The 23357-nt window shown below is 39.2% G+C and carries 16 protein-coding genes and 1 tRNA gene; 7 read left to right on the forward strand and 10 right to left on the reverse strand.

The window, feature by feature from the left end:
• Nucleotides 1-17: 17 nt before the first annotated feature.
• The 3 genes from HMJ38_RS11480 to HMJ38_RS11490 all read right to left on the reverse strand — a co-directional run bounded on the left by HMJ38_RS11480 (nt 18) and on the right by HMJ38_RS11490 (nt 1384).
• Nucleotides 18-374: a response regulator gene (locus tag HMJ38_RS11480; RefSeq protein WP_194974548.1), complete on the reverse strand. Its 357-nt coding sequence runs from the start codon at nt 372-374 to the stop codon at nt 18-20.
• A 94-nt stretch (nt 375-468) separates the two neighbouring features.
• Nucleotides 469-795 carry a DUF962 domain-containing protein gene (locus tag HMJ38_RS11485; RefSeq protein ID WP_194974549.1) on the reverse strand — a complete coding sequence of 109 codons (327 nt, stop codon included), beginning with the start codon at nt 793-795 and terminating at the stop codon, nt 469-471.
• A 31-nt stretch (nt 796-826) separates the two neighbouring features.
• On the reverse strand, nt 827-1384 hold the full coding sequence (locus tag HMJ38_RS11490) for a DUF4136 domain-containing protein (protein ID WP_228780015.1): 558 nt from the start codon (nt 1382-1384) through the stop codon (nt 827-829).
• A gap of 397 nt (nt 1385-1781) precedes the next feature.
• On the opposite strand from HMJ38_RS11490, the gene HMJ38_RS11495 reads away from it, so the two are divergent.
• A complete protein-coding gene (locus HMJ38_RS11495; protein ID WP_194974551.1) occupies nt 1782-2687 on the forward strand; it encodes a DUF3078 domain-containing protein in 906 nt (301 codons plus the stop codon).
• Nucleotides 2688-2890: 203 nt separating this feature from the next.
• Here HMJ38_RS11495 and HMJ38_RS11500 read toward each other — a convergent pair whose 3' ends face one another.
• From HMJ38_RS11500 to sucC, 3 genes are all read right to left on the reverse strand, one after another.
• Nucleotides 2891-3718, reverse strand: coding sequence for a universal stress protein (locus tag HMJ38_RS11500; protein WP_194974552.1), 828 nt, complete (start codon nt 3716-3718; stop codon nt 2891-2893).
• 130 nt (nt 3719-3848) lie between these two features.
• A tRNA-Arg gene (locus tag HMJ38_RS11505) sits at nt 3849-3922 on the reverse strand.
• Nucleotides 3923-3940: 18 nt separating this feature from the next.
• The gene (gene sucC, locus HMJ38_RS11510) at nt 3941-5155 is read right to left on the reverse strand and encodes an ADP-forming succinate--CoA ligase subunit beta (protein ID WP_194974553.1); all 1215 of its coding nucleotides are present in this window, start codon (nt 5153-5155) and stop codon (nt 3941-3943) included.
• A gap of 138 nt (nt 5156-5293) precedes the next feature.
• On the opposite strand from sucC, the gene HMJ38_RS11515 reads away from it, so the two are divergent.
• A complete protein-coding gene (locus HMJ38_RS11515; RefSeq protein WP_194974554.1) occupies nt 5294-5971 on the forward strand; it encodes an ABC transporter ATP-binding protein in 678 nt (225 codons plus the stop codon).
• Here HMJ38_RS11515 and HMJ38_RS11520 read toward each other — a convergent pair.
• Entirely contained in the window at nt 5957-6433 is a 477-nt protein-coding gene (locus tag HMJ38_RS11520; RefSeq protein WP_194974555.1) for a peroxiredoxin, read from the reverse strand. The two genes, HMJ38_RS11515 and HMJ38_RS11520, sit on opposite strands and share 15 nt — an antisense overlap.
• A 232-nt stretch (nt 6434-6665) precedes the next feature.
• Here HMJ38_RS11520 and HMJ38_RS11525 point away from each other — a divergent pair, with 232 nt between their 5' ends.
• From HMJ38_RS11525 to prs, 3 genes are all read left to right on the forward strand, one after another.
• Entirely contained in the window at nt 6666-7466 is an 801-nt protein-coding gene (locus tag HMJ38_RS11525) for a DMT family transporter (protein WP_194974666.1), read from the forward strand.
• Nucleotides 7467-7598: 132 nt separating this feature from the next.
• Nucleotides 7599-9092 (forward strand): nicotinate phosphoribosyltransferase, encoded by a 1494-nt coding sequence (locus HMJ38_RS11530; RefSeq protein ID WP_194974556.1) that lies wholly within the window; start codon nt 7599-7601, stop codon nt 9090-9092.
• Nucleotides 9067-9978 carry a ribose-phosphate diphosphokinase gene (prs, locus tag HMJ38_RS11535; protein WP_194974557.1) on the forward strand — a complete coding sequence of 304 codons (912 nt, stop codon included), beginning with the start codon at nt 9067-9069 and terminating at the stop codon, nt 9976-9978. Before HMJ38_RS11530 ends, prs begins: the two co-directional genes overlap by 26 nt.
• Nucleotides 9979-10014: 36 nt before the next feature.
• Here prs and HMJ38_RS11540 read toward each other — a convergent pair whose 3' ends face one another.
• A complete protein-coding gene (locus tag HMJ38_RS11540) occupies nt 10015-10221 on the reverse strand; it encodes a hypothetical protein (RefSeq protein WP_194974558.1) in 207 nt (68 codons plus the stop codon).
• Between the two features lie 354 nt (nt 10222-10575).
• Here HMJ38_RS11540 and pncA point away from each other — a divergent pair, with 354 nt between their 5' ends.
• Both pncA and HMJ38_RS11550 read left to right on the forward strand, forming a co-directional pair.
• The gene (gene pncA / locus HMJ38_RS11545; RefSeq protein WP_194974559.1) at nt 10576-11199 is read left to right on the forward strand and encodes a bifunctional nicotinamidase/pyrazinamidase; all 624 of its coding nucleotides are present in this window, start codon (nt 10576-10578) and stop codon (nt 11197-11199) included.
• 70 nt (nt 11200-11269) lie between these two features.
• On the forward strand, nt 11270-12040 hold the full coding sequence (locus HMJ38_RS11550) for a DUF2490 domain-containing protein (protein ID WP_194974560.1): 771 nt from the start codon (nt 11270-11272) through the stop codon (nt 12038-12040).
• 10 nt (nt 12041-12050) lie between these two features.
• Here HMJ38_RS11550 and HMJ38_RS11555 read toward each other — a convergent pair whose 3' ends face one another.
• On the reverse strand, nt 12051-13076 hold the full coding sequence (locus HMJ38_RS11555; RefSeq protein ID WP_194974561.1) for a PorP/SprF family type IX secretion system membrane protein: 1026 nt from the start codon (nt 13074-13076) through the stop codon (nt 12051-12053).
• A gap of 130 nt (nt 13077-13206) precedes the next feature.
• The gene (locus tag HMJ38_RS11560) at nt 13207-22923 is read right to left on the reverse strand and encodes a T9SS type B sorting domain-containing protein (RefSeq protein WP_194974562.1); all 9717 of its coding nucleotides are present in this window, start codon (nt 22921-22923) and stop codon (nt 13207-13209) included.
• Between the last annotated feature and the right edge of the window lie 434 nt (nt 22924-23357).

The raw sequence follows: 23357 nt of genomic DNA on the forward strand, positions 1-23357 counted from the left end.
AAAAAAATGGTGAAGACCTAAAGGAATATTTTTTGAATATACTTTTTGACCAATGGTTTGGAAAGGTATTGCTTTACAATAGCGTAATTAGTAGCCTTAATGATGTCATTTTCGTCGACTGAACTACTTAAAATATAAACCTCAGGAGATTTTTGTGTGGGTTTGAAAACTTCCAGAAAATCCCATCCAGTCATTTCAGGCATATTAAGATCTAAAAATAAATAGTTGGGAACGATAGTATCAATTTCATCCAAAGCTATAGATGCACTTTGGTACTTAAAAATCTTGTAAGGGACTTTTATATTTTTTGAAATCAGTTTTTCTGTTACAAAAGTACTGATAGGATCGTCGTCAATGAGAACTATTTTTACCATTAAATGCAAAATAATAGATTTGAAATACACTATGAATAGGACAAAAATACATATTTACTTGGAAATTGCAATATCCCAAGAAAAAAAAACCAAATTATTTTTGTTTTTGGGTGGTTTCAAACTTCTCTTTGCCAAGTATTAAGTCAAAATACAAAATAAAATCCGATGCTAAGCTGTAAAATGGATATTGAAAAGTTGCAGGTTTATTTTTTTCATAAAAGAAATGTCCTACCCAGGCAAAACCATATCCTACAATTGGTACAAAATATAGGATCCAATATGTGGATAATAGAATAGCTACAATGATCAGAACAAAGAAGCAGGATGTCCCAATAAAATGTAGGATTCTCGAAGTTTTATTTTGATGTTCCGATAGATAGAATGGGTAAAACTCTTTTAGGCTGTTGAATCTCTTTTCCATTTCGACCGATTTTAAGGTAAATACAACTAAATTAATTGATGTGTTCTTGATAAGTTTGGATGATTTTATCTACTGATTTGAGTGCTCTTCTGTTTTTCTCTTTTTGACTACTTACCTCAGAAACTGCGGTGAGTCGCATCAGCATTTTATCATTTTTGGGGTCAATGAAATCCACTACAACTTGCATAAGTTCATAGTTACGGGTAGATGTCATGTTTCTTTGGTTCATAAACCTTGGATCGTACATCCACGGGTCCCAGATTCTTCCTCCCCACATAGGATAAAGATTATTGTATATTTCTTTCTGACGTAAATCCTCATTTGAAGTGTACCGGATGATAAGTTCGGGATTTTCTTTTTCATAAACCAATCCGCGACTTTCAAGTTGGTTTTGAATGCGATCGGAAACCATGACATCAAGATAATCGTCATTAAATCCCTTGTGCCCGATTTCTTTGTTTAAAATCACAAAACTTAAATACTTTTTATAGGGTCTGAATTCCGTGTTTTCTTTGAAGATCTCAATGGAACTACAAGAACTCCCCAAGATGATTAGCGGTAGTATTAAAATACGAAAATATTTTTTCATTTTATTTTTTATCATTAACGAATTGGATGATCAATTATTTAAACTTTATTTCCACCAAAAAAGATTTGGATTGGCCGAAAACATGAAATTAGACACAGAATGAAACCAATTATTTTGACTTTAAATTTTGGTTAAAATTAATCATGTATGAATGCAAAAATGTCAGTAAAATGGAAATCCCTATAATTTTCGCCAGGATATAAATTTGCCCGGTATATCAGACCTCCGTCTTCGTCCCAATAGCTATCTGGATTCCAATCTGTTTGTGGTAGCATATAGAGCTTCCGGGAATGAAGCAGATAACCTTTAAAAAAATTACTTTTTAATATTTTTTCAATTTATTTTTTTATTTTTTTATTATTTAATTTGATGCTGGTTTTAATTTTAAAAAAAAGAAATGAAAAAATTATTTACACTTTGTTTACTGATTAGTTGGTATCAGGTATCTTTTGCACAGGATGTAGAAGAGTTAGTAGAGCAATTAGAGGAAGCTGTCCAAGACACCACTTATTGGGATTCAGAATTCAGCGTGGGTTTAAATTTCAATCAGGCCGCTTTTTCGGGCAATTGGAAAGCGGGGGGGGTGAGTTCCATTGCATTTGGTTCTATTGCCTCAGGCAAAGCCAATTACGCTAAGGATAGATTCAGTTGGGACAATCAAGCTGAATTTATTTATGGTTTAGTCAAAAATGAGGGTCAGGAACTCCGTAAATCCAATGACAGGATATTTTTTGATTCTAAGGTAGGTTATAAAATCAATGATAAATGGGGATATTTCGCATCACTTAATTTTATTACCCAATTCACAGATGGGTTTGATTATTCAGTAGATGAACCCATTTTGATTTCCAGTTTTTTCTCACCTGCTTTCATCACCTCAGGTTTTGGATTTGAATACAAGCCCAATGAAGAATTTGCATTGAGATTGGCACCGTTTTCTCCAAGATTTACTTTCGTGACCAATACAAACATTATCAATAATGTCCCAGAGAATTATGGAGTTCCTGCCGGGCAGACTTTAAGAACTGAGTGGTTGGCATTTCAGGTATTTATGACATGGAATAAAAAGTTTAGTGATAATCTTACGCTAAATTCCAGATACCAGATGTTTGCCAATTTGGAAACGATAACTCCAAAAACAATTGATCATAGGCTTGACCTTACCCTTATAGCCAAAATTACAAGATATGTTGATGTTACTTTTACAAGTATCAATGTCTATGATATAGACATGACATCAGGGATTCAGTTTAGTCAGGCCCTTGCTTTAGGTATTTTGTACAAAGTAGACAACAAAAAGTAGGTATTTGTACACCTTTTTTCGTAAAAATTTTGAATTTTATATTTATGTACTATTTTTGTTCTAATTGTGGTAGTTAAATAATAGTTGGTTTAGTTTTCATAAAAAGGGCAGGAGAGTTTCTCCTGCTTTTTTATTTAGAAAAAAGCAATCCATTTGAAGGATTGCCTTTAAAGTTATTCTGGGCTCGTTTTAAGATCTGAATTCTATTTTCTGATACTGATGACCGGCAGATCGGTCATAGAAATGAGGTTTTCGGTAATGCTTGGAGAGAAATACTGCATGAGATCAGATTTTCCGGCAGTTATGACTGCAATACCATCAGCATTAAGATTTTCTGCGAATTGAAGGATGCCCCTCTCTTCTTTAAAAGCATCTATCACAGTAATATCGTGGCTATAGTTCGCAAACTCTTTCAGGTATTCGTTACCCAGGTGACGTATGTCATTGGTTTCAAGGAAATACGTCGGGGTATTGACATACACCATATGTATTTTGACCCCTAAAATCTCCGCAATTTTTTCAATGGTCTTGAATGAGGTTCCTGTTTCCTCTCTTAAATTAGTGGCAACCACAAGCGTTTTTAATGTTGATTTTACAGTTTTTTCCTTGACGACCACAACAGGAACTTTTGATCTTCGAAGCATACTATAAGTATTTGTTCCGAGCATGTGGTCTTTAAACCCATATTGACCGTGAGAACCCATCACGACAAGGTCTATTTTTTCGGAAGCTACAAATTCATGGATTTTAGTATTTCCGCTATTATAAATCAATAATTTACTGGAAAGTATTCCTTTCTCTTTTGCTTTTTTGATGAGTTCATTGAGTTTGGCTTTTGCTTCTGCTATGGCTTTTTTAGTGTCAGGGAACAAATCCTCCTGTTCTTTATTGAGTTTTGACCAGTTTACAGGTGTAATGATGATATGAAGGAAGACCAATTCGGCATCGGCCTTTTTTGCTAAAGAAAATGCATAGTTCTCTGCCGCTGAAGCACAGTTAGAGAAATCTGTGGGAACGAGTATCTTTTTCATGGCTTTGGAATTTTGGTTTTGCTTTCCACAAATGTACCTAAAAATTAAAGGTTTAATCCTATTTGAAATCAGTCAAAAAGATGATAAAAATCATTCAAAAAAAAGCCCTGGAAATATTCCAGGGCTTAAGTACGCACGGAAGGATTCGAACCCTCAACCCTCGGAGCCGAAATCCGATATTCTATCCAGTTGAACTACGCGCGCTTATCCAATGGCAGCAAATCAGGCAGAGATTGCCAATCTGACCTTTTCGGCGGCTTCTTTCAGTGTAATTGCTGAAGAAACTTTCAAACCGGATTCATCTATGATTTTTGCGCCTTCTTCGGCATTGGTTCCTTGAAGTCTTACAATGATAGGAACCCGAATATCTCCGATAGACTTGTAGGCTTCCACTACACCGTTGGCTATTCTATCGCATCTCACAATACCACCGAAAACATTGATCAGAATGGCTTTGACATTAGGATCTTGTAGAATGATTCTGAAGCCGGCTTCTACTGTAGTTGCATTTGCACCACCACCTACATCAAGGAAGTTTGCTGGTTCACCGCCTGAAAGCTTAATCATATCCATAGTAGCCATCGCCAATCCAGCTCCGTTTACCATGCAACCTACGTTTCCGTCCAATTTTACATAATTCAGGCCTGATTTGCCAGCTTCTACTTCCAACGGATCTTCTTCGGCTAAATCTCTTAGCTCTGCTAGGTCTTTGTGTCTGAACAGGGCATTGTCATCCAAATTCACCTTTGCATCTACTGCAAGGATCTTATCATCCGAGGTTTTCAATACAGGGTTGATTTCAAATTGAGAAGAATCTGAGCCTATGTAAGCGTTGTATAGTGAGGAAATGAATTTCACCATTTCTTTGAAAGCCGTACCTTCCAGTCCTAGCTTAAATGCTATTTTTCTTATTTGAAAAGCCTGAAGTCCCAATTTAGGATCAATCCATTCCTTAATGATTTTTTCCGGGGTATGTTCTGCAACCTCTTCAATATCCATTCCACCTTCTGTTGAAGCCATGATCACATTGCATCCTTTGGCTCTGTCCAACAAAATCGAGAGGTAATATTCTTTTGGTTCTGATGCTCCAGGATAATAAACATCCTCAGCTACAAGCACTTTATTTACTTTTTTTCCTTCTTCACCTGTCTGAATGGTTACCAAAGTACCGCCTAGAATATTTCCTGCTTTGGTTGGAACATCTTCCAAACTTTTAGCCAAGACAACTCCATTTGAGCCTGTTTCCTGAACTTTACCTTTTCCTCTACCACCCGCATGGATTTGAGCTTTTATGACAAACCAAGAGGTTCCTGTTGATGCGTTGAGTTTCTTAGCTGCTTCGAGCGCCTCCTCAGGACTATTGGCTACTAAGCCTTCCTGAATTCTCACCCCATAGCTTTTCAAAAGTTCTTTAGCTTGATATTCGTGTATATTCATCCGTATGAAAATTTTTGCCCGAAGTTAAGCGCTACCAGCTTATTTTTCAAATTAACCTCTGCTCTTTTTGGTAAATAAATGTCTTTTCTGAAATTGCACGGGAATGAAATTTTATATTTGTGCTCTTTAACTCAAAATATGTTAACTGCAAAAGGAATACACAAGCACTACGGAGATTTACATGTACTCAAAGGAATTGACGTCAACATTGGTCAAGGAGAAGTGGTGTCTATCGTAGGAGCTTCAGGGGCTGGAAAAAGTACGCTTTTACATATTTTGGGTACATTGGACCAGGCAGATAACGGTGAAGTATGGATAGCAGATACGCATGTCACCAAACTGAAAGGTGATAAAATGGCTGATTTCAGGAACAATGAGATAGGATTTATTTTTCAATTCCACAATCTGCTTCCGGAATTCACTGCAGAGGAAAATATCATGATTCCCGGTTTGATTGCCAACAGGAAACCTGCGGATCTCAAGAATCGGGCAAGACAACTGGCAGACTTGTTGGGTTTTGTTTCAAGATTGGACCATAAACCGTCTGAATTATCTGGAGGAGAACAGCAAAGAGTTGCCGTGGCCAGGGCATTGATCAACGATCCGAAGATTATTTTTGCGGATGAACCCAGTGGCAACCTTGATTCCAAAAGTGCTGAAGCACTTCACAAACTGTTTTTCGACCTGAGAAAAGAGTTTGGCCAATCTTTCGTGATTGTGACCCACAATCAGGAATTGGCCAAAATGGCCGACAGGATGCTGGTAATGCAGGATGGTAAAATCTTCAGAATTGAAAGCGGATCAGGAATTGGTTAATTTTTTGGATTCTTCTAATTGAAGTCTTTTGATCATTTCATCCACATGTGCTTTGGACGCGAATATGTCAGAGAAAACAGCCCTTACTACATGTTCTCTATCCAGAAAATAGGTAATTCTTTTTGGAACTCGAATCAATGGGATGAGGGCGTCATAAGCATTACAAACATTCCCTTTTTCATCACTGAGCAAATCAAAGGGTAAATTATATTCTTTTTGGAATTTGATGTGGGTCTGAATATCATCTCTGCTGATTCCAATTACCGGCACATCGAGATTTCGGAAGGCCCCAAACTGATCTCTAAAATCGCAGGCTTCTGCAGTACATACTTTTGTAAAATCTTTTGGATAAAAATAAATGATGCAGGCTTTTCCTTTACAGTCTTGTGATAATGTGAATTTTTTACCACTTGTGGATGGTAATGTAAAATCCGGTGCTTTTTTTCCTACTTTGAGAGCCATGTGAGATTTAAGATTTAAGATTTACAACAAACATGCCTGTCAGGCGAATCCTAGATTAAGTCATTACTAAAATCACTTCTACTAATGATACATTTTGGGAACCTAATTGTTTATAAAAATATTCCTGATTGCATGATTAAATTTTGAGGGGTTAATCATGTACTTGTCATTTTATAATTAGTTTTGAATCTTAAATCAGCTCTCAATTTTGAATAATAAAAGTGTTCAGCACATGCTTTTGGCAGGGTTTTTATTTTCCCTGATGAATGTTTCGGTAAAATTGATACCGCATATTCCTGCTATCGAAATTATTTTGTTCCGTTCAGTATTCAGTTTGGTTTTGACCTATATTTTATTGAAGAAAGAAAATCTCCCGGTTCTTGGTTCCAATAAAAAACTCCTGATCATCAGAGGTATCGCTGGTTCAATTGGGCTCATGGCATTTTTTTACACCTTACAGAATATCCCATTGGCGAGTGCAGTTACCTTGAATTATCTTGCACCAGTATTTACTACCATTCTGGGAATATTTATCGTTAAGGAAAAAGTACAGGCAAGGCAGTTTTTATATTTTGGTGTTTCGTTCCTTGGTGTTATTGTCATCGAAGGATTCGACCCCAGAATATCTACCTTTGATCTGAGTATTGCCCTGATAGCCTCTTTGGCCATGGGTGTAGCTTACAATGTGATCCGAAAACTCAATACCACGGAGCATCCTTTGGTGATCATGTTTTATTTCCCCTTGATAACAATACCCATTGCAGCGGTGGCAAGCTATTATTTTTGGGTTTTGCCATCTGGTTGGGATTGGGTGATTCTATTGGCAGTAGGCTTATTGACGCAATTTGCGCAATATTTTATGACTTTAGCTTACCAAAATGCACAACTGTCCAAAGTGGCAAGTTTAAGTTATGTAGGTATTATCTATGCCCTAGGCTTTGGATTTTTTATTTTTGGGGAAACGTACAGTTTGGTGGTGTTTTTCGGTATGGCATTGGTGCTCATGGGAGTAATATTAAATATTTTTAAGTAGTGCGGTTACATTTTCCAAATTTGTTCCAATGGTCTTGGATTTTCCAAAAGTCGGATAAAAAATATCAAGTAAGAAAGGATTAAGAAAGTAAACAGTAAATTTGAAGACTATAAATTTTGTATTGTATTCTACATGAAAATCACAAAAGACCTTTATCAGAGTTCATTGGCACTCCTGACAGATTTCTATCAGTTGACGATGGCCTATGCCTATTGGAAATCCGGGAAGGCAGAACAAGAGGCAGTTTTTAACCTTTTTTTCCGTAAGAATCCATTTCAGGGTGGATTTACTTTGGCAGCCGGTCTTGATTATGTTATTGATTTTTGTCGAAATTTCCATTTTGATCAGGATGACTTGGAGTACTTGGCACAAATGAAAAACGGAGATGGAACTGCCACTTTTGAACCTGATTTCATTGAATATCTTGAGCAAATGGAATTTCAATGTGACTTGGAAGCAGTGGAAGAGGGTACGGTGGTTTTTCCACATACCCCGATGGTAAAAGTGACGGGTCCATTGATTCAATGTCAGTTATTGGAAACACCTTTGCTCAACATCATGAACTTTCAGACCTTGATAGCAACCAAAGCAGCCAGAATTACCTATGCTGCCAAGGGGGATTCAGTACTTGAATTTGGCCTGAGAAGGGCACAGGGGATTGATGGTGCCTTGGCTGCCAGTAGGGCATCATACATTGGCGGCTGTTCTGCTACCAGTAATGTCATGGCCGGAAAGCTTTTTGGAATACCTGTCTCTGGAACACATGCCCACAGTTGGATCATGTCTTTTGATACTGAATTAGAAGCTTTTGAGGCTTATGCTGATGCTTTTCCGGATAAATGTGTGTTTTTGGTGGATACCTATGATACCATCAACGGAATAAAAAATGCCATTGAAGTTGGAAAAATTCTCAGGGAAAAAGGCAAGGAAATGTTGGGAATCAGAATCGATTCCGGTGATTTGGCCTATTACAGTAATATTGCTAGGGAAATGCTGGACAAGGCAGGATTTCCCAATGCAAAAATTGTCGCTTCAAATGACTTGGACGAGCAAATTATTTCTTCCCTGAAAATTCAGGAGGCATCCATAGATGTATGGGGCGTAGGTACCAAACTCGTAACCGCCTACGATCAACCTGCCTTAGGGGCGGTCTACAAACTTTCTGCCATCAAAAACAAAGATGGAGACTGGGAACCTAAAGTCAAGGTTTCCCAACAATCCATCAAAATCAATATTCCAGGAGAACATAATGCCATTCGCTTTATCCGAAATGGGAAAGCTGTTGCTGATATGATTTATTTAGAAACAGAAGACCTTTCAAAAACATCATTTACCATTATTGATCCAATTGATCCAACCAAAAGAAAGAAGATCATGACCAAGGGCTTGGAGCAGGATAAACTCTTAAAGCCTATCTTTATTGCGGGTCAAAAGGTATATGAAAGACCAAACCTGGATCAGATTAAAGAAAATGCGCAGAGGAATCTGAATTTATTTGACAAAGCCCATAAACGGTTGATCAATCCCCATGTATATCCTGTAGGCTTAGAAGAAAACCTCTACCAACTAAGGACTGATTTGGTTTTTAAAATGAAGAATTATGACGGAGAAGAAAGTAATATTTAGCATTCCGGATTACAAATATATCAAAGATGAAGTCCTTCGTTTGGGAGATTTTGAAAGCGGAGAAATAGAAGTCAAGAAATTTCCTGACGGGGAAAGATACCAAAGGATATTGACAGCAGTCAACGGTAGAGATGTAGTCCTGATCGGCGGTACGATTTCAGACAGTGATACCTTGGAAATATATGATTTGGCTTATGCTTTAATCAAGTATGGGGCAAGGTCAATCAGAATCATATTTCCATATTTTGGCTATAGCACCATGGAAAGGGCTGTGAAAATAGGGGAGGTGGTCACTGCAAAATCCAGAGCGGTGATGTTTTCCTCATTACCCAGGACCAGTTTGGGGAATTATTTTATTTTCTTTGACCTTCATTCAGAAGGAATTCCGCATTACTTTGAAGGTCAGGCATTAATCAGCCATGTATACTGTAAACCTATTGTAGTCAAAGCAGCAAGAGAATTGGCGGATGATGGTTTTGTTATGGCCTGTACTGATGCTGGCAGGGCCAAATGGGTAGAATCACTCGCAAATGAAATGGGGGTAAATGCAGCCTTCGTGTTTAAAAGAAGAATTTCGGGAGAAGAAACCGAAGTGACCAGTATCTCTGCTGATGTGGCAGGCAAAGACGTGGTAATTTATGATGATATGGTAAGGACAGGTGGCTCGTTGATCAATGCTGCCAAAGCTTACAAAGCTGCCGGCGCCAAGAAAATTTATACCATCACCACACATGGCTTGTTCAACAATGATGCGCTGAACAGAATTCAATCATCTGGGGTAATTGAAAAAGTGGTCTCTACAGATACACATCCAAATAGCATTGCCCTGAAATCAGATTTTCTTCAAGTTAAAAGTATTGCCGGATTGATTGTGGCGCAATTGTAACAAAAATTTAAACAGAAAGACTTTAGATTTCGACTTTTATCCTTCCTTATCTTCTCCATTCATCCAAATGGCGATACCTGCAATCAAGATTATGCCTCCTAAAACAATAGCCAGATTGAGATTTCTTTGTGTTTTTTGGGCTTTTTGCAAATAAGTAGAACCCAAGCCTTTCTTAGCTATAAATCCCTCAATTTTCTCAATACGAGCTTCTAATTCCTCTTTTGCTTTTCTGGTTATTTCCATGATAATTTTATTTTTTTAAGTTGTCATTCAGCTTTATCAACTGATATCCAAAGAAAATAGTTCTGATTTTGGCTGATAATCTGGTTTGGTTTAATCATTAAAATCTAGGAATAGGATATGGTTTCGGGCCAACCATATTATTTTTAGAGTTGGATAACTGAATGCATTTGGGGTCTATTGTTCTCTGAAATTATTGTAAAAAATTAAAATCCGGGGTGTTAAATCCAGTCTCATTTTATCACATTTTGATGACAGGGTAAACCTGGCCTCATAAGGCATCTGAACTTTCCTCTTGTCATTCCAGCAAAAATCCACAATTTTGAAAACAGGTTATAGTTTCTAAATTCATTTGCCATGAAAACAAAAGCATTAATAATAGTCGATGTCCAAAATGATTTTCTTCCCGGAGGAGCCTTAGCGGTAAAGGATGGGGATAAAATCATACCCATCATCAATGATTTACAAAAGGAATTTGATTTTATAGTGGCTACCCAAGATTGGCACCCCTCAAATCATGGGAGTTTTGCTGACAATCATGAAGGGAAAGAAATAGGGGAGTTCATTGACTTGAACGGTATAAATCAGATCCTGTGGCCGGTACATTGTGTACAGGGTTCATTTGGGGCTGAGTTTCATAAAGATCTCAAAAGAGATAATTGGAAAGCAATCTTTCAAAAAGGCTCAAATCCGCTTGTTGATTCCTACAGTGGTTTTTTTGACAATAACAAACAAGGTGATACAGGTCTTTCAGATTATCTGAAAACCCAAGGAATAAAAGAGGTTTTTATTTGTGGATTGGCAACTGATTACTGTGTGAAGTTCACTGTTTTTGATGCTGTCGCGGAAGGTTTTAAAACTTTTCTTATTTCTGATGCCACAAAAGCTGTTAATATTCATCCAAATGATTATGATATTGCGCTAGAGCAGATGAAGGACATAGGCGCTGCTATTATTCATAGCGGATCCGTTCACAAATAAAAAGGTGATAAAACGCACAAATTCACCTTTATTGCTTCCGTAAGTTTGCCCAAAATCTAGATTAAAAAAAATGAAAAAAGCATTTTCCATTTCTTCAATCATACTTATTGCTTTATTATTTATAAATCAAAGGGCATTTTCCCAGAACGACAGAGACAGTGAAAATAATCAAATTGGATGGTATGCCTTCTTCATGAATTACAAACTTGATGATAAATGGAGTGTTCATGGGGAGTTTCAATGGCGAAGGATAGATATAGTATCTGCACCTCAGCAGAATCTTTATAGGACAGGTATAAATTATAAACTTCATCCACAAGTAGTTGCCAGGGTGGGTTATGCTTTTGCAGATACATTTAATTATGGCACTGAACCACTCGCAGGAAACGCAATCAGATTTCCTGAACATAGAATTTATCAAATGATCACGATTACCAATCCAATTGGGAAATTAGGGCTTTCACATCGATTTATGTTGGAACAAAGATGGGTAGGCAGAAGCTTGGACCCCAATGCGACAAGCCATGATGAGTATGTGTATATGAACAGGATGAGATATATGTTTCGTATGGATATTCCTTTGAAGGGAAACACATTGGACAATCATGAGCCTTACCTGGCTTTTTATGATGAGATTTTTATCGGATTTGGAAAAAATGTAAACCAAAATGTATTTGACCAAAACAGGATTGGGTTATTGGCTGGATACAGATTTTCAGAAACTGCAAGGATTGAAGGCGGTTATCTCAATCAGACCGTACAGTTTGGAAGATTGGTAAATGGAAGGAATTATTTTCAGTTCAACCAAGGCCTTATAATAATGACTTATTTGAATTTTTGATTTGAAATTTTTAAAATCTAAAGCAAGGAATAATGGTACTTCTTCTGTTCCGTTGATTGGGATCACCGAAAAGGAAAGAATATCTAATGGATATTTCATGAGCCCCTCCTGAGCTCCTAAGAGCAAGTTTTGACATGGTCATATCAAAGCTGTACCCAATATCCAATCCACTTTCCAAGGTCAAACCTACCAAGGCTACAATTGCCTCGTTGTTCGGTAAAGCGTATTTTACCGGAAAACCCCGATACCATGCACCCACTACCAAAGGCTGTATGAAAAACTGGGCTCCGATATCCAACTGATTGAAAGGATCCTGATGTTTGTAATTGAATGCAAGCATCACTGCCCGTTCCTGACGGGAGTTGCTGTAAAAGTTGTTGATCAATCCCTCTCCCAAATCGATTTTTATTCCACCATGGGCGGATAACTTCAGTGGCAACCTGCTGAAATTCCCATCAATGAATGAAGTGTTTGGTTGGGTAAGGTGATGTCCTGAAATACCTATCCATGCAGTTTGGGTATGAAAAAGCATTCCAAAATTGTAGTCCATAAACCTGTGCCTGTAATCATCTCCAAAAAATTCACCACTGAAATCGTCAACTGTACCCCTTTGGATGTCAAGTTGAGACCCATAAATTAAATCTCCAAAATAGGCATCTCGGGAAATATAACTTGCCTGCCCACCAAATCTTAGAAATGAATCAAAACCAAGACGAAGCCTATAGGAATAAGTAAGTCCAACTTCGTTGGTGCTCAATCTAGCTTGACTTTCTCTGTTTCCATTGAAAATCATCCCTATACCACTATTGATATCAAACATATAGTGATCGATATAAGCTGAATATGAATTGAATGATTGGTCAAGACCGGGCCATTGGTTCCTGTAGTTGGCACCAATACGAGTGAGTTCCGATGCACCGGTAAAAGCCGGGTTCAGATAAAGCGGAGCCGCATAGAATTGCGAAAACTGAACATCCTGACCCCATACAGGGGTTAGTAGGATGATGGACAAAATTAAGGTTAAAATCTTTTTCATAGGGCGATTGAAGAGTTAAGACCGACCGTTTATATTTTTTATATTGGACTGTTAAATCATTGCTGTAGCATTTACTTTTAATGATGTTTCCTATTAGTGAATGGACATTGGAGGTTAACCCTAGGTCATTTTATAGAACCAGGGTAAACACTCCTGTTTTACTTCCTTTTTCACCGTCTACTGCTTTGAATATTATTTTATATACATAATTTCCATTTGGACTGATTCTACCGTTTAGTCTGCCATCCCATCCTGCGTCTTCCTGACTATATGCTGAATAAATGAGTTCACCCCATTTGTTGAAAATGTGCATTTCAAAATCTTCTATTCCGCGCATTTTGGGAATAAATGTGTCATTCAATCCATCATCATTTGGAGTAAATGCATTAGGCACAAGAATTCTATAGGATGCAACCACCTCTACTTCTATTTGTGTTTGGGATACACAACCCAACGCATCAAAAGTCATCAGTGAAATGGTGTAAGTGCCCGGTTTGGAATAGGTATGCATTGGGTTCTGTTCGTTGCTCTTGGTGCCATCACCAAAATCCCATTCCCAAGCAATCACCTCTCCAAAGGTTTCATCATGGAATTGAACTGGATCGTTGACAAGAATTTCACCTTGAATTCCGATAGAAATCACTGTATAAGTAAAGTCTGCATCTGTAAAAGCTACAGGCATTTCTACATACCTTTCTACCTCGACCATACAGCCGTTGGCATCAATAACAGTTACTTTGATTTGCCCATCCTCATAGAAGTTGGATTCCTCCACTCCTTGATCTCCATTGTTCCAGAAAATATCATAATCTTCTGTACCTCCTGTGATGGTTACCCATGCTACTCCTGTAAGTTCTCTGGTTTCACAGTTTACATCGAATCTTGTAAACAATCTGGCTTCCAATAATTCGGGTTGTTCAATCTCAAATGTTTCGACCTGAACACAGCCATTGTCATCCACAATCCTTACAGTGTAAGTTCCGGCACCGAGATTGGATCTATTGAGCGTTTCCAATTGATCGTTGTCACTCCAGCTAATCCTGTAAGGCTGTATTCCGCCCATAATGTTGATATTGATTGCGCCATCCTGATCTCCAAAACAAGAAAGCATTGCTGTGTGTGTGCCATCTATAACCAATGGGTCAGGCTCAGATACTACATAAGTATTTCCTGTAGAGCAACCTGCACGGTCAGTCACAACCACGCTGTATGTGCCAGGTGCAAGATTCCTCAAGATTCTGCTATTGGCGCCATTTGACCATCTGTAAGTATATGGTGCGGTGCCTCCAGATACATTCAAGGAAATGATTCCTCTATTATCTCCGGCGCATTTACTGTCCTCAACTGTACCTCTTACATCTAAAATTGTAGGTTCCTGTATATTGTATGCAGCCGTGGTAATACATCCAAGAGAATCTTCTACTATAACTGTGTATACTCCTGCGACCAATCCCGAGGCAAAAGTCTGATCCTGTAATCCATGGCTCCAATTGATTTTGAATGGAGCTTTGCCACCATTGATACCAATATCTATGGATCCGTCATTGCCACCAAAACAGGAGACTGCATTTATAGATAAGAGTGAAATTCTCAGGTTTAATGGTGGAGCTATTTCGAAATCCTCGGTTGTGGTACAGCCATTTCTATCAGTAACAGTCAAAGAATAATTTCCAGGTAAAAGGTCTGTTATGGTTGATGTAGTTGCGCCATTTGACCATTGGAACCTGTAGGGTCCCATTCCACCAGTGACTGTAGCACTGACCTCTCCTCGCTCACCATTTGTACAGATAGCAAACTTGCCGTCAAGTTCAATCTCTAGGGGAGAGGTTGGAGGTGGTACGGTGTATGTTCCTTCTGTCACGCAACCATTGGCATCTGTGACCTCTACTGTATAAGATCCCGGAGCAATGTTCAAGAGGTCTTTGGTAGTAGCTCCATTTGACCAGGCATAGGTATAAGGCGCTGTTCCACCGGTTACGGTGATAATCAATTCTGGTACATCAGTGAAAAGGCAAAGTTCCACGGAGCTTAGCCCTGTGACGGTCAATGCTTCAGCAGGTTCTGTGATCGTATAGGCAATACTTTCAAAACAAGAGTTTTCATCAATGACAAAAACCGTGTATACACCCGCTCTGAGGCCACTGATTTCAGGTCCGGTCATTCCATTGCTCCATTGTATAGTATATGCTCCTTGTCCACCGGAGATATTGAGTTTGATAGCTCCATCATCTCCAAACTTACAGGACACATTGTCTATAGTTTCCACTTCCACAACAAGTGGTTGAGGTTCGGTTATTTCAAAGGTTTCCATGATCATACAACCTTTGCTGTCCGTGACATTTACAGTATAGGAACCCCCGGATTTACCATTGATGTTTCTTGTGTTTTCACCAGATGACCAAGAATATGTATATGGGGCAGTGCCACCGGTTACAATAAGGTCTATACTTCCATTTCCTTCAAATGCACATCGGACATTGGTGATGATAGGGTTAAGTGCCAATGGTTCGGCAGGTTGGGGAACCATAAATTCTCTAAAAAGCTCACAGCCAAGTTGATCAGTGATGGTAGCCCTATAAATCCCTGCAATTAGGTTGTTAGCAGTCAAACCTGTTCCAACTTGCTCTCCAGTGTCCTTATTGGTCCAGACCACGGAGAAATTGCCATTACCTCCACTGATATCCAGATTGATTGAACCATCATTTCCTCCAAAACAGCTAACAGGGTTTACGTTATCCACGATGAGAATTGGATCAGGTTGGGTTATGATCAAGTTGTCTCTGATGATACATCCATTGGCATCTGTAACCACAACTTCATAATTTCCCGGCGCTAATCCAGTGCGATTTGCTGAAGTAATGCCATCTGACCATCTGATAGTATAAGGTGCTGTACCTCCAGTCACAATAACTTCCGCCTGTCCATTACCTGCGGCATAACAGCTGACATTGATAGTGCTGATGGCAAGATTCAATGGTGTAGGTTGGCTTATTTTTATTTCTTTTACAGGAGAAATACATCCATTGGCATCCATGATATAAACCATGTATGTATTTGGTCTTAAGCCTGAAACCGTGAGATTGGGATATTGGATACCATCAATGATCAATGTATATCCGGGATTACCACCTGTGCCCTGAACAGAAATACTTCCATTTTGAGCCCCGAAGCAAGTCACGTCTGTGAAGCTAAAAGTGAAATCAACGGGAGTAGTGTCCAGAATCTCGAAATCTTCAGTAGCCTCACAATTGTTTTCATCCAAAACCAAAACTGTATAAACGCCTGCAGGGACCCCAGAGAGGTTCTTGTTGGTACCAACCAGCTGGTTGCTTGCATTGAACCATTGATAAGTGTAGACACCTGAACCACCTGAAATGTTGATTTTTATTTCTCCATCCGATCCTTGGTAACAACTGATATCAATGATTTCCTCAGTGAAGATTTCAATTGGTGTCGGATTGAGAATGTTGATTGTTTTGGACCATTCACAGCCTTTGCTATCAACGACCCTTATTTCATAAGTTCCAGGAAGGACATTGTCAAATATGATCAAACCGTCAGCGGCAACAGTGTATTCCACAGCATTCAGATAGGCCAAATAGCCCCCATTACCACCTGATATCTGTAATTCAATATCAGACAAGTCATCTGTGCACAAAACTTCTTCCATGAAATTGACTGTTGCGCTAAGGGCGGCTGCAGGTTGTTCTATTTCAATTTGAATGGTTTCGGATCTGCATGTTCCACTCAATGCAAAGGCATTATAGGTTCCGGCGGGAAGGTTGCTGACGGTGTTTCCAGCGATTTCAGCACCATTAAAGAAGATTCTGTAATTGGTGAATGCACCACCGGAAGGTATAAATTCTACTGAACCATCTGATCCTCCAAAACAGGAAACATCTGTAGGGCTACCTAACAATACAACCGGTTGAGGTTGGCTGATGATAAGGGTTTCAGAAATATCTGCGCATCCACCGTCTGAAACAACATAAGTGTAATGACCTGCAATTAGGCCGGAAAGCGTGGTTTTGTCATCAGAACCTGCTATTGGATTGAAAGTCACACCATCTTCAGAATATGTCCATGTAATGGAATATGGTCTATTACCGCCCGTAATCTGTAGATTGATTTCAGATGTGTCACCAAAGCAAAGGATAGGAGTGAAATTTGCATTGGTTTGCAGTGGAAGTGGTTGTCCTAGGGTTTTGGGTGGGATATTTATTGTACAGCCATTTGCGTCAACCGCAGAGAAATTATAGGCTAAATTGGCATTTAAACCAGTGAAAGTTATCAATTCATCCTCATTAGCATTATAAGTATTGCCTTGGAAAGTGATGACGTATGGAGCAGTTCCTCCGGTCAAGGATAATGATATGGTACCATCACCAGATTCAAAACAACTTAAATCTTCAGATGTGTAATCCTTAAGACTTAAAGGAGCGGCAGGTTGAGCCATGTTAATGACAACATCTTCAGAAATACATCCTTTTGTGTTGTCCACTGCATATACAAGATAACTTCCAACTTTAGCCTGAAATTGATTTCCAAAAATCTGGCTTCCATTCACGAAATAGGTGAAGTTTGTAGATGTACCGGAAGTTGCCTGTAGGGTTACCAAGGCAGATTCTCCATAGCAGAGGATGTCCTCTGCGACAAATGACAAGGTGACTGCTGTGCCATCAGCAATGGTGATGGTATCTGAAATCACATTACAATTATTCTGCTCAGAAACTGTATATCTATATTCTCCTGCGTCAACATTATTTAATCTTTTTGTATCTGTCGGAAGTGTTTCCCATGTACTGGTTGCCACATTGAATTTTTCCCACAGATAGGTATATGGTTGAGTTCCACCAACTGGTGTCAATTCAATAAAAGTTGCACCGCCCTCGCATAAAATAATACCTGAATCAACAGTAAGGTTAAGTGCCGCAGGCTGGGTGATATTAACCACTGTGCTGCTTTGACATTCATCATTCAAATCCCATATTTCCAAGGTATAGGCACCTTGAACAAGACCTGAAAAGGTATAGGCAATTTCTGCATCGAGGTTTGGTAAATTCAATGGAGTACCGGAAGCAGGTGTCAATACTGCTCTATACTGTGGCCTTCCTCCGATAATTTCAAATTGAATCTCACCATTATTGCCACCAAAGCAGTCTACATTGGTAATGGCCAGGTTAGTGATTTCAAGTGGTCTTTCAGGTTGGGTTAAAGTAACCATCATAGGATCAGATGGACAACCCTCGTTGTCTACGATCCTGATCTGATAGTTTCCTGGGGCCACATTGAAGAAAGAAGTCTGATTCCCCTGACTCACGCCATTGATGAAGACTGTAAATGTTCGGCCTCCCTGAACTATTGGGCTGAGGATTTCGATGATACCGTCATTGGCACCAAAACAAGAAATGTCTTGAGAGGTAACATTAAACTGTGGTTTGGTAATCGGTACGATGGTAAAGGTTCCTGTGATTTCTGGACAAGTTTGATTTTCTACTGTCCAAGTGTAATCACCTGCCAATAATTCATCAAATACAAAAGTTCCGGTATCTTCATTGGTAAATGACTTGCTATATCCATTAGAGGATGTAACCAAAATATTTTTACCAATAGAGCCTCCTGTAACCGCCAAAGTAAACGATCCAAAGTCATCGATACATACCGGTTGAACGACAGTGGGTGTTGCGACAGGCTGATTGGGTTGATTGATAACATAATCAGGAGATTCAATGATACAAGAGCTTGCATAAGTGATCTCCATATAGTAAGTACCGGCAATCAATGCTCCTAAACTGGTTTCGTTAATAGGTACCTTTCCTCCAACAGTTGTTCTCCTGTACCACTGATAGGTAATACCGGAAGTGTCACCATAAAGGTCAAACCTGATGGCTCCATCGCCACCTCCAAAACAGGAAACATCTTTTTCTACTTCTGCATCAAAAATCGGAGGGTTGGGTTGGTCTATAGTGATTGTTGAAAAATCCTCACAGCCAGCTGAATCCGTCACCCTGACATCATAATTACCTACAGCGAGCCCTGATAATATCGAATTGGTAACGACTTCCCATACTCCACCTATTAAAATATAGTAGGTGTATGTTGGAACACCACCAGAAGCAGAAAGGAATAAGATACCAGTTTCACCAACGCAGGTAGCATCCTGAGGACTGGTGAATAATTGAAGTGGACTTTTTGGGCCGGGAACGCTGTACGTCTCAGAGACCATACAAGCACCTGATAAACTATATTCTACCCTATAAAATCCAGGAGTAAGATTACTGACAATATTTTGATTTTCAGCGATTACTGTGTTTGTCGCTTGATCGATCCACCTGCTGTAACTTAATCCAGGAACCCATCCGACAAAATCTACTTCAATTGAAGCATCATTGAAATTACATGATGGTTCCAGTATTTCTACCAAATTGATTGCCAATGGGTCAGGCTGAATGATTTCAATATCTTCAAGTCTTGTTTCACAACCATTGGCATCTCTGACAGTAACACTGTAGAATCCTGCGGCCAGGTTGGAAGGATTTTGATTGATAAATCCATGGTCCCAGTTAAAGAAATATATCCCCGATCCACCTGTTACGTTGATGGTGATTCTACCATCATTTCTACCGAAACAGGAAACATCTTCTTTGCTGATTAAGGAAACTTGAAGTGGGGCAGGCGCAGTAAGGTCAATGATTCTTTCATTGGAACATCCATTAGAATCTGTGACAATGACCTTATAAGTACCGGCACTGATATTTGAAAGTGTTTGTGTCGTTCCGGAAACAGGAATATAAACCCCAGGAATATCTTCTTTTTCCCATGCAATGGTATAACCTGGATTTCCACCGCCTACCTGAATTTCAATTCTGCCATCCAAAGAATCATGACATTTAGGCTCAACCCTGTTAAGTAAATTGATGACAATTCCGCTTGGTGGCTGACTGATCAGAATATCAGTTAACTCTTCCCAACATCCATTTTCATCTGTAACCCTCACATTATACAGTCCTGCTGCAAGGCCATTGACATTTTTCTGAGAGGAAGTATATCCAGATGGTCCTGTCCACTCAAATGTATAAGTACCTGTGCCACCGTCAACAGCAATATTGATAGCCCCGGTATTTTCTCCAAAGCAAAGAACATTTAAAGGCGGTCCATCCAAAGCCAAAGTCAGTTCAGGGGTTGGCGGAATGATGATGGTCTGCTGGACAAAGCAGGAATTGTTTCCTAAATCATAAACCTTAACGGTATATTGTCCAGGACCTCTGTTCACCAGATTCTTATCCGTAGAAATGACAGATGAGAAATTACCCGCCACATACCATTCTACACCGAGATTTCCGGTACCTCCTGAAATTTCAATATTGATACTGCCATTGCTTTGTCCAAAACAGGTTTCTGGGGTGATGACTATATCTGTGATATTGATAGGTGGGAGTGAGGTGACATCGAAATTTAAATTTGGAACCACACAACCATTGGCATCTCGGATTTCCACAAAGTAATCATTTGCGGCCCCCAATCCATTAATAGTGACATCACCAAATGATGTTGTCGAGAAGGCGCCGCCATTCAAGGCATAAGAATAAGGTGCGGTACCTCCAGAAATGGTAAAGCTTACGGAACCGGTCAATTCTCCAAAGCAGGCTACATCTACTACAACGGGAGGAGTTACCTCAAGTGGAGCAGGTTCATTCACGGTATAGTCCTTAAAAATTGTACAACCGTTTTCGTCGGTGATGATTATCTTATAGACTCCGCCCGAAAGGTTAGATAGATTCAATGTTGTCTGTCCCGTGATGTCTTCAAATGTTCCGGAAACTTCTTTTTGCCATTGGAAAGAAAGAACACCCGTTCCACCACTTGCAGTAAGACCTGAAATTGACCCATTGCCATCTCCTGCACATAAAAGATGGTTGATCGCCAAATTATTTTCATTGAGGCTAATCTGCGGAGGATTGACAATATCCACAAATTCAGTAATGCTACAGTTTCCACCATAAAGGATACTTACCTCATATTGTCCCGCGGGCAAATTATTAAAAATAACATCATTTCCACTTTGGGTTTCTCCATTTACCGTAACGGTAAAGCTGATGGTATTGTCTGCTATTTCAACCCTGATACTACCATCATTCCCACCAAAACAAGAAGGGTTAACAGGGGTATAGATCACCCCCGGAGCATCAGGGACAGGTACTACAATGGTATAAATCTCCTCACAACCCTCTGCATCTCTTACTGTCACGGTGTTTGTTCCGGCGGGTAAATTGTAAGCAGTGGCAGTTGTTTCGCCATTGCTCCAAAGGTAAGTGTAACTACCCCAACCTCCTGTAATATCGAAAACCCTTGCAGATCCGTCATTGGCACCGGCACAACCTAGACCATTCAACAATTCAATATCTCCCTCTATGGGTCCGGGAGGTCCTTGTATGGTTGTATCCAAAACAATTGAACAGCCGCCACTATCCGTTACAGTTACGGAGTAGTTTCCAGGTGCAAGGTTTGAGGCTGTTCTACCAGTTTGTCCATTGCTCCACAAATAAGTAAAAGGGCCGCCCCATCCGCCTGATCTGTTTACCCGCGCTGTACCATTAGCCTGTCCAAAACAGGTAACTGAGGTAGTTGTAATTGAACCGATAAACGGACTTGAAGGGCCCGTCACATTAATTTGATAGGTTAAAGTACATTCAGGGTAGTCTCCACCTCCATGTTTAACAATAATAGTATGAAGTCCTGGTCCAAATCCTGTAAATGTTCTTTGTCCTGTAGTTGCTCCAATAGCTACACTTTGACCACTAATAGCTGTGGTTCCGTCCGGTCTAATGATGTCTACAAGGATATTTGCAGGCGGAAAAGGGAAACCCATAAATAGCCTGTTTACTTGTAATGAAATTGTACCATCAGTTTCCCCAAAACAGGTAATACCGGTAGAAGAGGGGGTTATTGCAAGTAAAGTTTCGTTTGCGATACTAAAAACAAGTTCCTCAGGGCAATTCTCCAATCTAAATTGGTCTATAATTTCAAGGACATAATCACCTGCCGCTAATTGGTCATACCTGATTTGGCCACTTGTTGCAGTGATCCAACCTGTAGCATAAGTACCGTTTGACCTCCGGATTCTAAATTGAACAACACCTTCAAAACCTGTAGCATCAAAGCTAATCCCCCCGTTTTCCACACAGGTTTCGGGAAATGTCCCAACATTTCCCCCAACTGCGTCGATGACAATAGGTTCAACTTCCACTATTTCAATCTCAGTCACTTCAACGCAACCACTGGCATCTATGACTTCGACAAGGTACTTGCCTGCGGGAATATCATTCAGGTCGAGAATTCGGTTGGGAATAGTCCTTGTCAGTTCCAATCCACCGGATTCATTGTAAAAATTGATTGTGAAATTTGGATTACCTCCTATAATTTCTCCATATACATTTGCAAATGTTTCACCTTCACAGGCGAATGGTTCTTGATAATCTACATTTAGGACAAAACTAGTTCCTCCATTCACCCCGACATTATCAGTAAAAGTATTTCCATTTGAATCTGACACTGTAACTTGGTAAGTACCTGGCAATGCCCTATCGATAGATGTATAATGTGTAGGTCCAAAAGGTACATTTTCATCGACCTTGATCACTGTACCTCCGTACGACCAAGTATAAGTGTAGGGAGGTACACCCCCCATTGCTCTGTACCTGATTATTTTCTCACATTCGAGTATCGTTAGTTCTGCCCTAGCCAAAGGTAGAGATGTCCCTTGTCCATAAGAATAGGTTGACCCAATGAAATACATCAATTGGGTAAGAAAGAAAAATACCTGTGAATAAGAGTAAAGTTTTCTCATAAATGATTCCACTATTTTGAATCCTTTTCCAGAAACAGGAATTTTTTTCCTATTTCTAAAATGAAATCATCCCGATTTTGGAGAGAAAAGCTCTTGAATTAGAACTTTTCAGACGTTGACACCCAAAAAGCAGACGTTTTTATTTTCTGATTTTTGCTGAATATGTCATATAAAAAGTATTTCGTTTTTTGGTATATTATTCTATGTATTTTACATAAACATAAAAGAAATACTTAAAATTGGGTGATTTTCAGTAATTAATAGAATAATATTATAAAAACAAAGAGGCTGTAAAAAATTTTCAATCGGAGATTTTGACCTTTAAAAGTTTTTATGTTGAAAATAAAATAAGAATTACAACGTTCGAGCAAAGTTTGACTTGAAGATTCAAAAAATAAAATTGCCACCGCGCCAAATCGTGCGGTGGCAATTGA

This window comes from Aquiflexum lacus, from assembly GCF_015476655.1.
Taxonomy (GTDB): Bacteria; Bacteroidota; Bacteroidia; order Cytophagales; family Cyclobacteriaceae; genus Aquiflexum; species Aquiflexum lacus.

Bases quoted from the DNA above. Each gene is read 5' to 3' on its own strand.
- HMJ38_RS11540 (WP_194974558.1), bottom strand. From the start codon at position 10,221: ATGGAAATAACCAGAAAAGCAAAAGAGGAATTAGAAGCTCGTATTGAG.
- HMJ38_RS11525 (WP_194974666.1), top strand. From the start codon at position 6,666: ATGCTTTTGGCAGGGTTTTTATTTTCCCTGATGAATGTTTCGGTAAAA.
- HMJ38_RS11485 (WP_194974549.1), bottom strand. From the start codon at position 795: ATGGAAAAGAGATTCAACAGCCTAAAAGAGTTTTACCCATTCTATCTA.
- HMJ38_RS11480 (WP_194974548.1), bottom strand. From the start codon at position 374: ATGGTAAAAATAGTTCTCATTGACGACGATCCTATCAGTACTTTTGTA.
- HMJ38_RS11555 (WP_194974561.1), bottom strand. From the start codon at position 13,076: ATGAAAAAGATTTTAACCTTAATTTTGTCCATCATCCTACTAACCCCT.
- HMJ38_RS11515 (WP_194974554.1), top strand. From the start codon at position 5,294: ATGTTAACTGCAAAAGGAATACACAAGCACTACGGAGATTTACATGTA.
- HMJ38_RS11500 (WP_194974552.1), bottom strand. From the start codon at position 3,718: ATGAAAAAGATACTCGTTCCCACAGATTTCTCTAACTGTGCTTCAGCG.
- prs (WP_194974557.1), top strand. From the start codon at position 9,067: ATGACGGAGAAGAAAGTAATATTTAGCATTCCGGATTACAAATATATC.
- HMJ38_RS11550 (WP_194974560.1), top strand. From the start codon at position 11,270: ATGAAAAAAGCATTTTCCATTTCTTCAATCATACTTATTGCTTTATTA.
- pncA (WP_194974559.1), top strand. From the start codon at position 10,576: ATGAAAACAAAAGCATTAATAATAGTCGATGTCCAAAATGATTTTCTT.
- HMJ38_RS11520 (WP_194974555.1), bottom strand. From the start codon at position 6,433: ATGGCTCTCAAAGTAGGAAAAAAAGCACCGGATTTTACATTACCATCC.
- HMJ38_RS11490 (WP_228780015.1), bottom strand. From the start codon at position 1,384: ATGAAAAAATATTTTCGTATTTTAATACTACCGCTAATCATCTTGGGG.
- HMJ38_RS11560 (WP_194974562.1), bottom strand. From the start codon at position 22,923: ATGAGAAAACTTTACTCTTATTCACAGGTATTTTTCTTTCTTACCCAA.
- HMJ38_RS11530 (WP_194974556.1), top strand. From the start codon at position 7,599: ATGAAAATCACAAAAGACCTTTATCAGAGTTCATTGGCACTCCTGACA.
- HMJ38_RS11495 (WP_194974551.1), top strand. From the start codon at position 1,782: ATGAAAAAATTATTTACACTTTGTTTACTGATTAGTTGGTATCAGGTA.
- sucC (WP_194974553.1), bottom strand. From the start codon at position 5,155: ATGAATATACACGAATATCAAGCTAAAGAACTTTTGAAAAGCTATGGG.